This is a genomic window from Streptomyces sp. 5K101 (assembly GCF_046506645.1).
In the GTDB taxonomy this organism is placed as follows: Bacteria; Actinomycetota; Actinomycetes; order Streptomycetales; family Streptomycetaceae; genus Streptomyces.
In genome coordinates this window covers 14,239-27,709 of the sequence record NZ_JBKFFO010000020.1, presented here as the reverse complement: position 1 = coordinate 27,709, position 13,471 = coordinate 14,239, and the positions used below count along the sequence as shown (strand labels likewise).

10 protein-coding genes, 1 tRNA gene and 1 pseudogene are annotated in these 13,471 nt (G+C 70.0%); 11 read left to right on the top strand and 1 reads right to left on the bottom strand.

The genetic code is table 11. The features are described 5' to 3' along the window. The first annotated feature begins 50 nt into the window (after positions 1–50). The 8 genes and pseudogenes from ACLB9X_RS28790 (at position 51) to ACLB9X_RS28755 (ending at position 6,738) form a co-directional block, all read left to right on the top strand. Positions 51–922, top strand: a pseudogene (locus ACLB9X_RS28790) (hypothetical protein). Positions 923–928: 6 nt separating this feature from the next. Next, a tRNA-Gln gene (locus tag ACLB9X_RS28785) sits at positions 929–999 on the top strand. Between the two features lie 113 nt (positions 1,000–1,112). Next, complete coding sequence (gene glmU, locus ACLB9X_RS28780; RefSeq protein WP_410363340.1) at positions 1,113–2,561, top strand: bifunctional UDP-N-acetylglucosamine diphosphorylase/glucosamine-1-phosphate N-acetyltransferase GlmU; 1,449 nt, start codon at positions 1,113–1,115, stop codon at positions 2,559–2,561. Between the two features lie 109 nt (positions 2,562–2,670). Further along, on the top strand, positions 2,671–3,648 hold the full coding sequence (locus ACLB9X_RS28775; protein ID WP_410363339.1) for a ribose-phosphate diphosphokinase: 978 nt from the start codon (positions 2,671–2,673) through the stop codon (positions 3,646–3,648). Positions 3,649–3,956: 308 nt separating this feature from the next. Beyond that, entirely contained in the window at positions 3,957–4,550 is a 594-nt protein-coding gene (locus tag ACLB9X_RS28770; RefSeq protein ID WP_410363338.1) for a 50S ribosomal protein L25/general stress protein Ctc, read from the top strand. A gap of 97 nt (positions 4,551–4,647) precedes the next feature. After that, positions 4,648–5,241, top strand: coding sequence for an aminoacyl-tRNA hydrolase (gene pth / locus ACLB9X_RS28765; protein ID WP_410363337.1), 594 nt, complete (start codon positions 4,648–4,650; stop codon positions 5,239–5,241). A gap of 67 nt (positions 5,242–5,308) precedes the next feature. Then, positions 5,309–5,779 carry a hypothetical protein gene (locus tag ACLB9X_RS28760; protein WP_410363336.1) on the top strand — a complete coding sequence of 157 codons (471 nt, stop codon included), beginning with the start codon at positions 5,309–5,311 and terminating at the stop codon, positions 5,777–5,779. A gap of 227 nt (positions 5,780–6,006) precedes the next feature. Further along, a complete protein-coding gene (locus ACLB9X_RS28755) occupies positions 6,007–6,738 on the top strand; it encodes an LPXTG cell wall anchor domain-containing protein (RefSeq protein ID WP_410363335.1) in 732 nt (243 codons plus the stop codon). A gap of 61 nt (positions 6,739–6,799) precedes the next feature. On the opposite strand, the gene ppc is transcribed toward ACLB9X_RS28755, so the two are convergent. After that, positions 6,800–9,529, bottom strand: a complete 2,730-nt coding sequence (gene ppc / locus ACLB9X_RS28750) for a phosphoenolpyruvate carboxylase (RefSeq protein ID WP_410363334.1) — start codon at positions 9,527–9,529, stop codon at positions 6,800–6,802. 230 nt (positions 9,530–9,759) lie between these two features. Here ppc and ACLB9X_RS28745 point away from each other — a divergent pair, with 230 nt between their 5' ends. The 3 genes from ACLB9X_RS28745 (at position 9,760) to ACLB9X_RS28735 (ending at position 13,404) form a co-directional block, all read left to right on the top strand. Then, positions 9,760–10,752: an acyl-CoA desaturase gene (locus tag ACLB9X_RS28745; protein WP_410363333.1), complete on the top strand. Its 993-nt coding sequence runs from the start codon at positions 9,760–9,762 to the stop codon at positions 10,750–10,752. Next, on the top strand, positions 10,752–11,438 hold the full coding sequence (locus tag ACLB9X_RS28740; RefSeq protein ID WP_410363385.1) for a TetR family transcriptional regulator: 687 nt from the start codon (positions 10,752–10,754) through the stop codon (positions 11,436–11,438). Before ACLB9X_RS28745 ends, ACLB9X_RS28740 begins: the two co-directional genes overlap by 1 nt. 238 nt (positions 11,439–11,676) lie before the next feature. Next, positions 11,677–13,404, top strand: coding sequence for an FG-GAP-like repeat-containing protein (locus tag ACLB9X_RS28735; RefSeq protein ID WP_410363332.1), 1,728 nt, complete (start codon positions 11,677–11,679; stop codon positions 13,402–13,404). Positions 13,405–13,471: the final 67 nt, after the last annotated feature.

The following is a 13,471-nucleotide window of genomic DNA, read 5'->3' as shown; positions in this document are numbered from 1 at the left end:
TCGACCAGACATTCGACCCGGACGTCCGCATTCCGGACGACGATCACTGCATGACACGCGCCGCCGGCAAGTACGCCGACTTCGAGGCCCTCCGCGCACAGGCCATAGCCCTGCGCCGCGAGGGCCTCAGCCTCCGTCAGATCCGCGACCGCCTGCACATCGACAACAACGACATCCTCAACCGCCTGGTCAAGGGCGAACCGCCACCGGAGTGGACGAAGCGCCCGAACGCCAAGGACGACCTGCGGGCGAAGGCCCGCGAACTCCGCCTCCAGGGCATGACCTACGACCAGACCAGGTGGAGCTGGGCTGCTCGAAGAGCTCGATCTCCCTGTGGGTGCGGGACCTGCCGAAGCCGGAGCGCAAACGCTCCCGCGAGGAGGCCTCGGCGATCGCCCGCCGCGGGTGGGAGGTGACCTTACGCCGACGCGAGGCAGAACGCCGGGAGACGAAGTCCAGAGCGGCGCTCGACATCGGCGCATTGACCGAACGGGAGCTGCTCCTCGTGGGCACGGCCCTGTACTGGGCGGAGGGGACGAAGGACAAGCCGTACGCCCGTCGGGAGCGAGTGACCTTCGTCAACAGTGACCCACGCATGATTCAGGTGTTCATCGCGTGGCTGGACCTCGTCGGAATCGAGCGAGAGCGTCTCAGATTCCACGTCATGATCCACGAGTCGGCCGACGTCACCGCCGCCGAGCAGTACTGGGCGAACGTCGTCGACGCCGACCCCGGCGCGTTCGGCAAGACGACCCTCAAACGCCACAGCCCCACGACCGTGCGGAAGAACACCGGCGAGGCATACCGAGGCTGTTTGGTGATCCACGTTCAGGGGAGCGCCGACTTGTACCGTCGCATCGAGGGCTGGTGGTGCGGCATAGTAGGGGCTGCATCCGCAGCCGATCAACGAAATCGGGCATAGCGGTAATCCCGGGTCGTCTAAGGGCAAGACGTCAGATTTTGGTTCTGATCATGGGGGTTCGAGTCCTCCCCCGGGAGCTGCATGCATGGTTCGGGTCCTGACCTCCCTGGTCAGGACCCGCGCTCGTTTCTCCCCTGAAACCCCCCGGTATCCTTCGGATGTCCACCACCCGAAGCCGAAGGGCATATCCGTGAGCGCCAATCGCCCGGCAGCCGTCGTCGTTCTTGCAGCGGGTGAGGGCACCCGCATGAAGTCGAAGACTCCCAAGGTCCTGCACGAAATCGCCGGGCGTTCGCTCGTCGGACACGTCGTCTGCGCCGCCCGCGAACTCGATCCCGAGCGGCTCGTCGTGGTCGTCGGCCACGCGCGTGAGCAGGTCGAGGCGCACCTCGCGGAGCACTACGCGGGGACCCGTACCGCCTTCCAGGCCGAGCAGAACGGCACCGGCCACGCCGTGCGCATGGGCCTCGAGGAGCTCGGCGGCGACCTGCGCGGCACCGTGATCGTCGTCTGCGGCGACACCCCGCTGCTGTCCGGGGACACGCTGACCGCGCTGGCCGCCACGCACGCCGCCGACGGCAACGCGGTGACCGTGCTGACGGCCGAGGTCCCGGACTCCACCGGATACGGGCGCATCGTGCGCGACGACGCGACCGGCGCCGTGACGGCGATCGTCGAGCACAAGGACGCGACCGACGCGCAGCGCGCGATCCGGGAGATCAACTCCGGTGTGTTCGCCTTCGACGGCGTCCTGCTGGCGGACGCGCTGAAGAAGGTGCGGACGGACAACAGCCAGGGCGAGGAGTACCTGACCGACGTGCTCGGGATCCTGCGCGAGGCGGGGCACCGGGTCGGTGCGTCGGTCGCCGGTGACCATCGGGAGATCCTGGGCATCAACAACCGTGTCCAGCTCGCCGAGGCGCGCCGGCTGCTCAACGAGCGGCTGCTGGAGCGGGCCATGCTGGCCGGTGTCACGGTCGTGGATCCCTCGTCGGTGCTGCTGGACGTGACGGTGACTTTCGGCCAGGACGTCGTCGTGCATCCGGGCACGCAGCTGCTGGGGGCCACGCATCTAGCGGAGGACGCCGAGGTGGGCCCGAACTCGCGGCTGAAGGACACCCTGGTGGGCGCCGGCGCCCGGGTGGACAACACGGTGGCGGACGGCGCGGAGATCGGCGCCGCGGCGACCGTCGGCCCGTTCGCGTATCTGCGTCCGGGGACGAGGCTCGGCGCCAAGGGCAAGATCGGTACGTACGTGGAGACGAAGAACGCCGTGATCGGCGAGGGCACGAAGGTGCCGCATCTCTCCTACGTCGGTGACGCGACGATCGGCGACCACTCCAACATCGGTGCGGCGAGCGTCTTCGTGAACTACGACGGCGAGAAGAAGCACCACACGACGATCGGGTCCCACTGCCGTACGGGCTCGGACAACATGTTTGTGGCTCCTGTCACGATCGGGGACGGTGCGTACACCGCCGCCGGGTCGGTGATCACGAAGGACGTGCCGCCGGGTTCGCTGGCCGTCGCCCGTGGCCAGCAGCGGAATATCGAGGGCTGGGTGGCTCGCAAGCGCCCGGGCAGCGCCGCCGCGCAGGCCGCCACGGCGGCAACGGAGGGCGTCGCCGAGGAGAACTGACCCGAAACGAGTGCGTCGAACTCGGCGTACCGTGATACGTGCACACAAATTCGGCTGGCTCGCGCCCAGGACCTTCGCGGCCAGAGAACACGTCTGAGGAGACAGTGCTGTGACCGGGATCAAGACGACCGGCGAGAAGAAGCTGATGCTCTTCTCCGGCCGCGCCCACCCCGAGCTGGCCGAGGAGGTTGCACACCAGCTCGGTGTCGGCCTCGTCCCGACGAAGGCTTTCGACTTCGCCAACGGCGAGATCTACGTCCGCTTCCAGGAGTCGGCCCGTGGTGCCGACTGCTTCCTGATGCAGAGCCACACGGCTCCCATCAACAAGTGGATCATGGAGCAGCTGATCATGATCGATGCTCTGAAGCGGGCTTCGGCCCGGAGCATCACCGTGATCATCCCCTCGTACGGCTATGCCCGTCAGGACAAGAAGCACCGCGGCCGTGAGCCTATCTCGGCCCGTCTGATCGCCGATCTGCTGAAGACCGCCGGCGCGGACCGCATCCTCACGGTGGATCTGCACACGGACCAGATCCAGGGCTTCTTCGACGGTCCGGTGGACCACCTGTCGGCGCTGCCGGTCCTCGCGGACTACGTGGGCGCGAAGGTGGACCGGGACAAGCTGACGATCGTGTCCCCGGACGCCGGCCGGGTGCGGGTCGCGGACCGCTGGTGCGACCGTCTGGACGCGCCGCTGGCCATCGTGCACAAGCGCCGTGACAAGGACGTCGCGAACCAGGTGACGGTCCACGAGGTCGTGGGCGAGGTCAAGGGCCGGGTGTGTGTGCTGGTCGACGACATGATCGACACGGGCGGCACGATCTGCGCCGCGGCGGACGCGCTGTTCGCGAACGGCGCCGAGGACGTGATCGTGACGGCGACGCACGGCATCCTGTCGGGCCCCGCCGCGGACCGTCTGAAGAACTCCAAGGTGAGTGAGTTCGTGCTGACGAACACGCTGCCGACGCCGGGTGAGCTGGAGCTGGACAAGATCAAGGTGCTGTCGATGGCGCCGACGATCGCGCGTGCCGTGCGCGAGGTCTTCGAGGACGGTTCGGTGACGAGCCTGTTCGAGGAAGAGAAGTAGGACAGGCCAGAACAGTCCGCAGAGCAGTCCTGACAGGGCCGTCCCGCGCCGCGCGGGGCGGCCCTTCGGCGTGTGGGGGGCGGCCCTTCGGCATGCCGGCGTGGCCCGCGGGGCGGCCGGGGCGCGACCCATGGGCGGCCCTGGCGTGATCCATTTGGGCGCCCGGCGGGTGCCGCGTAGACTGCCGTAGTTGCTCGGCGAGGGAGGCCGCACCTCTGGTGCGGCGGTCCGTTATCGACGCGCTCTTCGTAGCAGGCCAGTCGTGGCCGGGTGACCGCCACCAGTTTCCGTATCTACGAGGAGTGCACATGTCCGAGGTGAAGCTCGCCGCAGAGCTCCGTTCCGAGTTCGGCAAGGGCGCCGCCCGCCGTATCCGCCGTGACAGCAAGGTCCCGGGTGTCCTGTACGGCCACGGCTCCGACCCGGTCCACGTCACGCTGCCGGGCCACGAGCTGCTGCTCGCCCTGCGCACCCCGAACGTTCTGCTCTCCCTGGACATCGAGGGCAAGACCGAGCTGGCCATCCCGAAGGCCGTGCAGCGCGACCCGCTGAAGGGCTTCCTGGAGCACGTCGACCTGCTGCTCGTGAAGCGCGGCGAGAAGGTCACGGTCGAGGTCCCGGTCCACACCGAGGGCGAGCTGGCCCCGGGCGGCTACCTGCTCGAGCACGTGCTGAACGCTCTGCCGGTCGAGGCCGAGGCCACCCACATCCCCGAGTCCGTCTCGGTCTCCGTCGAGGGCCTGGAGGCCGGCGCGTCCGTCCTCGCCAAGGACATCACCCTGCCCAACGGTGTCGTCCTGGCCGTCGAGGAGGACGCTGTCGTCCTGCAGGTCCTGGCCGCGCAGGCCGAGGAGCCGGCCGCCGAGGGCGAGGGCGAGGGCGAAGAGGCCGCCGAGGCCTGAGCCGTAAGCTCTGCTTGAGGCTTTTCACGGGGTGGCGGGCTGCGGCCTGCCACCCCGTTCTTCCTGTTCGGGCCGGTGACGAGGAGACGCAGCGCAGATGTCCGACGTGAACGCACCCTGGCTGATCGTCGGCCTCGGCAATCCGGGGCCCGGTTACGCCGCGAACCGGCACAACGTGGGCTTCATGGTCGCCGACCTGCTGGCCGGGCGGATCGGCGGCTCGTTCAAGCGTGCGCAGAAGGCGCAGGCGCAGGTGCTGGAGGGCCGTATCGGCGCTCCGGGTCCGTCGAACCGGCGGGTGATCCTGGCGAAGCCCATGTCGTACATGAACCTGTCCGGTGGTCCGGTGACGGCGCTGCGGGACTTCTACAAGGTGCCGACCGCGCACATCGTGGCCGTCCACGACGAGCTGGACATCGACTACGGCACGCTGCGGCTGAAGCTGGGCGGCGGGGACAACGGCCACAACGGGCTGAAGTCCATGACGAAGGCGATGGGGCCGGACTACCACCGGGTGCGGTTCGGGATCGGTCGGCCGCCGGGGCGGATGCAGGTGGCGGACTTCGTGCTGAAGGACTTCTCGTCGGCCGAGCGCAAGGAGCTGGACTACTTCGTGGACCGCGCGGCGGACGCGGTTGAGTGTCTGGTGATCGACGGGCTGGAGCGGGCGCAGGGGACGTACAACTCCTGAGACCTCGGTCTCCTCCGGCCGGCCGGAGGTTGACCCGGCGCAGCCCCATGGCCAAGGATCGCGGGCCATGAAGCGGAATACCCCGGGCCGGATGCTGATCCACGCGCGCAAGGCGGCGATGGCGCTCGTCGCCCTGCTCCTCCTGGTCGCCGGCTTCTGGTCGTCCTGGGGCAACGCGCAGCACATTCTGCTCTCCAAGGGCCGCCAGCACGGCACGCTCACGGTCGCCCGCTGCGACGACGAGGCGTGCACGGGTCCGTACGTGCCCAAGGAGCCGGCACCGGAGCGCGAGCGCGTGACGATCGACAGGTCGGTCGCGGTGAAGAAGGGTCAGACGCTCGTCGTCGTACTGAAGCCGGGTACGGCCGAGGCGGTGCGGACGGGGCCCGCTGGCGCTCTGCACGCGTGGCTGCCGTTGGGCGGTGCGCTGTTGCTGGCAGCGCTGGTGATCGGTGGCGGGCTGCGGATGACGCGGCTGGCGTGGGTGTCGGCATCGGCGGGCGGTGCGCTGCTGGTGGCGTCGTTCCTCGCGCTGTAGCCCCGTCAGAAGTCGTTGAAACCTCACCAGTTCACCTGATCGTTATCAGGACTATCGGGGGTGAATCGGCACCTCTGGTGCAGATGCGGAACAAGAGTCCTTGACTCGCGAGTGCGTTCACAGGACGCTGAGCCGCCACCTCCCACGGCACACTCACCCCATCATGCGCCAGAGGTACTTCTATGCCCTCTTTGAAGAGCCGTTGCGCAGCCGTTGCGCTCCCCGCCATGGCTTCGCTCGTTCTCGCCGGCCCGGCCTTCGCCACCGAAAGCACCATTGATCTGCGCCAGGATCTTCCGCGTACCGCCACCACGAAGGACGGAGGCGCCCCGCAGGAGGACAACTGCCCGGGCATCGCCGCGGACAAGGACGGCTGGCACTTCGTGCTGCCTGGCAACAAGGCCACGTTCGTCTCGCTGACGGTGACCTTCGAACCGGGTGGGCAGCAGGTCGTCACCGACTTCAGCGTCTTCCCCGGCGCCGAGGGCAAGCACGCCTACGTGGCGTCCGAGGCGGGCGCGAAGCTGATCTCGGCCTCCGCCGAGATCGAGGGCAGCGTCCCGCAGGACCTGTTCAACCTCTCGCACACCTGCCCCGCGGACGAGACGGCTCCTGCGCCCGGTGACGACAAGCCGGGCGAGGACAAGCCCGGTGAGGACGAGCCGGGCGAGGACAAGCCGGGCGAGGACAAGCCCGGTGAGGACGAGCCCGGTGAGGACAAGCCGGGCGAGGACAAGCCGGGCGAGGACAAGCCCGGTGACGACGAGCAGGGCGAGCCCTCGACGACGCCCAGCACCTCCGCCCCCGCGGCCCCGGCGCCGAGCGCCGACGGCACGTCCGGTGACCTCGCGGAGACCGGCAACGGCGCGCCCATCGGCGTGCTCGCGGGCGTCGCGGCCGCGCTGGTCGCCGGTGGCGGCTACCTGCTGGCCCGCCGCCGCACGGCCCGTCAGCACTGACACCTGACATGAGGATGCCCCCGCCTGTACTCAGGCGGGGGCATCCTCATGTCGTCCGGCGTCAGCCCGTGTTGCGCAGGCCGGCCGCGACGCCGTTGACCGTCAGCAGCAGGGCGCGCGCCAGCAGCGGGTCCGGCTCCTCGCCGCGCTCGGCCGCGTCGCGCTGCCGCTTGAGGAGCGCGACCTGGAGGTAGGAGATCGGGTCCAGGTACGCGTCCCGGATCGCGAACGTCTGCCGAAGCACCGGGTTGGAGCCGACCAGTTCGTCGTTGCCGGTCACCTTCAGCACCTCGCTGACGGTGAGGGCGTGCTCGGCCTCGATGACGTCGAAGACGTGCTTGAGGTGGTCCGGCACCAGCGTGTCGACGTAGTGGCGGGCGATCCGCAGGTCGGTCTTCGCGAGCGTCATCTCGACGTTGGCGATGAAGTTCCGGAAGAAGTGCCACTGCTCGTGCATCTCGTCCAGCACGGTGTCGAGACCCGCCTCGCGCAGCGCCTTGAGGCCGGCGCCGACACCGAACCAGCCGGGCACAATCTGCCGCGACTGCGTCCAGCCGAAGACCCACGGGATGGCGCGCAGCCCGTCGAGGCCGGCCCCGGAGTCGGGGCGGCGCGAGGGGCGTGAGCCGAGGTGGAGCTCGGCGAGCTGGTCGACGGGGGTGGAGGCGAAGAAGTACGCGGGCAGGTCCGGGTCCTCGACCAGCCTGCGGTACGCGTCGTGGGCGGCGTCGGAGACGGTGTCCATGGCCGCGTCCCAGCGGGCGAGCGCCTCGTCGGACTGACGGGGGGCGGTGTGCAGCGCGGACGCCTGGAGGGTGGCCGCGACCGTCAGCTCCAGGTTCTCCCGGGCCAGCGAGGGGATCAGGTACTTGTCGGAGATGACCTCGCCCTGCTCCGTCACCTTGATCTCGCCCTCCAGCGTGCCCCAGGGCTGGGCGAGGATCGCGTCGTGCGAGGGGCCGCCGCCGCGGCCCACCGTGCCGCCGCGGCCGTGGAAGAGCCGGAGCCGGACGCCGTGGCGGTGCGCGACGTCGCGCAGCCTGCGCTGGGCGCGGTGGATCTCCCACTGGCTGGTGGTGATGCCGCCGAACTTGGAGGAGTCGGAGTAGCCGAGCATGACCTCCTGGACGTCGCCGCGCAGCGAGACGAGGCGCCGGTAGGAGGGGTCGGCGAGCATGCCTTCGAGGATGACGTCGGCGGCCTTGAGCTCGTCGGTGGTCTCAAGGAGCGGCACGATGCCGATCTTGGCCCAGCCGGCGTGCAGGTCGATGAGTCCGGCCTCGCGGGCGAGGACGGCGGCGGCGAAGACGTCGTCGGCGCCCTGGCACATCGAGATGATGTACGACTCGATGACCTCGGGCCCGAAGCGTTCGAAGGCTTCCTTGACGGTGTGGAAGACGCCGAGAGTCTTCTGCCCGGCGGCGTCGAGCGGCGCGGGCGTGGGCGCGAGCGGGCGCCGGGAGCGCAGCTCCTTGGCGAGCAGCTTCTCCCGGTACTCACGCGGCATGTCGGCGTAGCGCCAGGACTCCTCACCGAGCCGGTCGAAGAGCTGTCCGAGGGCGTGGTGGTGGGCGTCGGCGTGCTCGCGGACGTCCATAGTGGCGAGCTGGAGGCCGAACGCGGACAGGGTGCGGATGACCCGGTCCATGCGGCCGTCGGCGAACAGCCCGCCGCGGTGCTCGCGCAGCGAGGTCTGGATGAGGGTGAGGTCGTTGATCAGCTCGGCGGTGCCGAGGTAGTCGCGGCCCTCCTCGTGCGGGGTGCCCTTGGCCAGGCGCTCGCGGGTGTTGAGGAGCTTCTGGCGGATGCAGGTGGCCTTGAGCCGGTAGGGCTCCTCGGCGTTCAGCCGCTTGTAGCGGGGGCTGATTTCGGGCAGCCGCTCCAGGTCCTGCCGGAGCGAGTCGAGGAGCTCCCGCGTGGCGCCCGCGTACCGGATCGAGTTCGACAGGAAGCCGCGCAGCTCGTCGATGAGGTCGATGGCGTCGGTGATGCCGTGCTCGTGCTGGAGGATCAGCACCTCCCAGGTCACGGCGGGCGTGACGTTGGGGTTGCCGTCGCGGTCGCCGCCGATCCAGGTGCCGAAGGTCAGCGGGCGGGTGCCGGCGGGCAGCTCGACGCCGACGCGCTCCAGCTCGGCGGCGAGGTCCTCCAGGACGTCGCCGACGGCGTTGGCGTGCAGCTCGTCCAGGTAGTAGATCGCGTTGCGGGCCTCGTCGGCCGGCTCGGGCCGCACGACGCGCAGCTCGTCGGTCTGCCAGATGAGGTCGATGCTCTCGGCCAGCCGCAGGTCGTGACGGCGCCGGTCGGAGGCGATGACCGGGGTCTCCAGCAGCTCGGCGATGCGGCGGAGCTTGTTGAGCACGGAGCGCCGGGCGGCCTCTGTGGGGTGCGCGGTGAAGACGGGGCGCACGTTGAGGTTGCGGACGGTCTCGCGCAGGTGCTCGGGGTCGGCGTCCTTGAGCATGTCGGCGGTGCGGGCCAGCAGCCCGCCCTCGGCCGCGCGACGCTCGCGCATCTCGTGGCCGCGGTGCACCTGCTCGGTGACGTTGGCCAGGTGGAAGTAGGTGGAGAAGGCGCGGACCAGCTTGGCCGCGGTCTCCAGGTCGGTGTCGCCCAGCAGCTCGGCGGCTGCCTCACCGTCGGTGCGCGTCAGGGCGCGGACCCGCTCGACGAGCTCGAGCAGCTCGGGGCCCTCCTGGCGGACGAGTGTCTCGCCCAGAAGATCGCCCAGTCGGCGGATGTCGGCACGGAGTTCGGCGCTGGCGGTGGGGGACTGGTCGGCACTGCTCACAGGTGCGGCTCCTTGCAGTGTTTGAGCACGTCTGGAGGGGTACTGGAGGCTTGCGGACCGCGCTGTCCGACGACACCCAGGATAGGTGTCCATTTCCCTGACGTTGTCCGCAGGTCTCTTGCCGCGCCGCCGGGCACTGCCATACTTACGACGCCGTAGGTTACGGGACCGTAGCCAGGACCGTCACAACGGCACCATTCGTCCCCCCTCCCCACCCCCAGGGAACCCTCATGACCACAAGCCCCGATCTGCTGGACGGCACCGCTCAGCCGTCCGCCGACGCACCGTCCGCCACGCTCGGCGGGGACAGCAAGCGGTCGATCGAGCAGATCGCCCTGCTGCTGTTCATCACGGTCCCCTTCCTCGCCCTGCTCGCCGCGGTCCCGCTGGCCTGGGGCTGGGGCGTGAGCTGGCTCGATCTCGGCCTGCTGGTGGCGATGTACTTCATCGGCTGCCACGGCATCACCATCGGCTTCCACCGGTACTTCACGCACGGCTCCTTCAAGGCCAGACGCCCGCTGCGGATCGTGCTGGCGATCATGGGGTCGCTGGCGGTCGAGGGGCCGCTGGTGCGCTGGGTGGCCGATCACCGCAAGCACCACAAGTTCTCCGACGCCGAGGGCGACCCGCACTCGCCGTGGCGGTTCGGCGAGAGTGTCCCCGCGCTGATGAAGGGCCTGTGGTGGGCGCACATCGGCTGGATGTTCGACGAGGAGCAGACGCCTCAGCACAAGTACGCCCCCGACCTGATCAAGGACCCGGCGCTGCGCCGCATCTCGCGGGACTTCATCTGGTGGACGGCGCTGTCGCTGGCGATCCCGCCGCTGGTGGGCGGTCTGGTGACGATGTCGTGGTGGGGCGCGTTCACGGCGTTCTTCTGGGGCTCGCTGGTCCGCGTCGCGCTGCTGCACCACGTGACGTGGTCGATCAACTCGATCTGCCACGCGGTGGGCAAGCGCCCGTTCAAGTCGCGCGACCGCTCGGGCAACGTGTGGTGGCTGGCGGTGCTGTCGTGCGGTGAGTCGTGGCACAACCTGCACCACGCGGACCCGACGAGCGCGCGGCACGGCGTGCTGCGGGGCCAGATCGACTCCAGCGCCCGGCTGATCCGCTGGTTCGAGCTGGCGGGCTGGGCGTACGACGTGCGCTGGCCGCAGCGGTCCCGTATCGACGCCCGCCGGGTGGACGGCCGGGGCAAGAGCGGCACCGCCGAAGCGGCATGATGGACGGCGTGGCGAGTGACGGCAGTACGAGCAGCGCGGACAAGAACCGGTCGCCCGGCGGCAGGCGGACCCGCCGGGTGCGGATGACCGGCGCCGAGCGCCGGGAGCAGTTGCTGGACATCGGGCGCACCCTCTTCGCCGAGAAGGGGTTCGAGGGCACGTCCGTCGAGGAGATCGCGGCGAAGGCGGGTGTCTCCAAGCCGGTCGTGTACGAGCACTTCGGGGGCAAGGAGGGCCTGTACGCGGTCGTGGTGGACCGTGAGATGCGCCAGCTGCTGGACATGGTGACGGGCGCGCTGACGGCCGGCCATCCCCGGGAGCTGCTGGAGCAGGCGGCGTTCGCGCTGCTGGACTACATCGAGACGTTCACGGACGGTTTCCGCATCCTGGTCCGCGATTCGCCGGTGGCGCAGTCGACGGGCACGTTCGCGTCTCTGATCAGCGACATCGCCACACAGGTCGAGGACATCCTCGGCATGGAGTTCAAGAACCGGGGCTTCGACCCGAAGCTCGCCCCGCTGTACGCGCAGGCGCTGGTGGGCATGGTGGCGCTGACGGGCCAGTGGTGGGTGGACGCCCGCCGCCCGAAGAAGGCCGAGGTCGCGGCGCACCTGGTGAACCTGGCGTGGCACGGCCTGGACGGTCTGGAGCAGAAGCCTCGCCTGATAGGCCACCGCAAGAACTGACGCGACGAACTGACACGCCCGACCCGAGCAGCGGCCGGCTCCCCTCCCTGCGAGGGGGGCCGGCCGCTGCCCGTGCCGGGAGGCCCCCGCAGGGCCCGCGGAAATCGAGCGGTTTCCCGTACATCCCTTGATCCCTCTGGGCTGTCTAACCGATGCCTTGTCCCGACGACAGGCAAGGAACCGACTTCTGTCCCGAGGGGGGACTTTGACTTCAGTGGAATCCGGCCGCCCTGCCGGCGTGCGCCGCACGTCGGCGCGGCGCGTCGCGGCCTGCACCGCGCTGGTCGTCTCGGCGGGCATGCTGCTCGCCGTTCCGGCGCAGGCGGACGACGCCCCGGCGTCCCGCACGCCGGTGGAGCGCACCGCTCCGACCGTCGAGAGCATGCCGAAGTCTCCGATCATGCGGTCCGGCGAGGCGAAGGCGCCGTCGGCCTCCGCGGCGGGCGTCGCCGAGGCCGCGGGGCCGGCCGTGCCGCGCAGCGACATCGACCGCGACGGCTTCAGCGATCTGCTGCAGCGCGCCTCCGACGGCATGTACTGGGTGACGCCGACCAGCAGCCAGGAGACCTACCTCTACCCGCTGGGCGAGAGCGAGGAGACGTTCAAGGACGCGTTCTCGGTCGCGGGCCTGGACACGGCCGACGCCACGCGCCCCACGGTCTTCACGCTCTCCGTCGACGGCCGCCTCTCGTCGTACGTCAGCCACGAGTCGCACGCCGAGCCGCAGTGGTCCAGCACGGGCTGGCAGCAGTACAACAAGGTCTTCTCGCCCGGTGACCTGACCGGTGACGGCGTGGGCGACGTGCTCGCGCGCAACCCCGCCGGTGAGCTGTTCGTGTACCGGGCCCAGCCCGGTACGGCCGAGCCGTTCGCGCCGAAGGTCCGCGTCGGCTCCGGGTGGGGCCAGTTCGACCAGCTCGTGGGCGTCAACGACGCGAACGGCGACGCGATCGCGGACCTGTTCGCGCGCAACCCCGCCGGCGAGCTGTTCTTCTACGCCGGCACCACGGCCGCGCAGCCCTTCAAGCCGCGGGTGAAGATCGGCACCGGCTGGGCCCAGTACAACCAGCTGTTCAGCGTGGACGACGTGAACGGCGACGGCCACGGCGACCTCATGGCCCGCAACGTGTCCGGCACGCTCTACCGCTACCTCTCCACGGGCACGGGCGCCTTCGGGCCGAGGACACAGCTCAGCACCGGCTGGAACGAGGTCTCGCAGTTCGCCGGCGCGGGCAACAACCCGCACTGGGGCAAGAACGAGGTCCTCGGCGTCAACACGTCCGGTGTCATGTACGCGTACATCGGCATGAACAACGGCCTGCTCAGCCCCCGCGAGGAGGCCGGCCCGGGCTGGGGCGGCGCGAAGCTGACGCTCGCCTCCTCGTTCGACGACGACGGCTGGAGCGACCTGCTCGAGGTCTCCGACGGCACCCTGTGGAACTACGACGACTACGTCGGCGACGGCGAGATCGGCAGCGGCTGGGGCATCTACAACACCCTCGTCGGCCCCGGCGACCTCTCCGGCGACGGCCACGGCGACCTCCTCGCCCGTGACAGCGCCGGCGCCCTGTACCTGTACCGGGGCAACGGAGACGGTTCGGCGTTCGCCGCCCGCCAGAAGATCGGCACCGGCTGGGGCCAGTTCACCGTGCTCGCCGGCGCCGGTGACATCGACGGCGACGGCCGCGCGGACATCGTCGCGCGCGGCAAGGACGGCAGCCTGTACCTGTACGCGGGCACGGGTGTGAGCACGGCGCCGTTCAAGGCGCGGAAGCTGATCGGCACGGGCTGGAACCAGTTCAACAAGTTCGTGGCGCCCGGCGACCTGACCGGTGACGGCCGCGCCGACCTGCTGGTCCGCGCGTCGGACGGCGTGCTGTACCGCTACGACGCCGACGGCAAGGGCGGCTTCAAGCCGAGGGCGAAGATCGGCTCCGGCTGGAACACCTACCGCACCCTGCACTGATCCCGCTGCTCCGGCAGCACGGCGCCCCGCCGTGGTTCGCCCGCGGCGGGGCGCCGTCGTTCGCCCG

What these genes read in the sequence shown, in the direction of transcription:
- ACLB9X_RS28770 (WP_410363338.1), top strand. Translation starts at nt 3,957, where the DNA reads ATGTCCGAGGTGAAGCTCGCCGCAGAGCTCCGTTCCGAGTTCGGCAAG.
- pth (WP_410363337.1), top strand. Translation starts at nt 4,648, where the DNA reads ATGTCCGACGTGAACGCACCCTGGCTGATCGTCGGCCTCGGCAATCCG.
- ACLB9X_RS28760 (WP_410363336.1), top strand. Translation starts at nt 5,309, where the DNA reads ATGAAGCGGAATACCCCGGGCCGGATGCTGATCCACGCGCGCAAGGCG.
- ACLB9X_RS28755 (WP_410363335.1), top strand. Translation starts at nt 6,007, where the DNA reads ATGGCTTCGCTCGTTCTCGCCGGCCCGGCCTTCGCCACCGAAAGCACC.
- ACLB9X_RS28745 (WP_410363333.1), top strand. Translation starts at nt 9,760, where the DNA reads ATGACCACAAGCCCCGATCTGCTGGACGGCACCGCTCAGCCGTCCGCC.
- ACLB9X_RS28740 (WP_410363385.1), top strand. Translation starts at nt 10,752, where the DNA reads ATGGACGGCGTGGCGAGTGACGGCAGTACGAGCAGCGCGGACAAGAAC.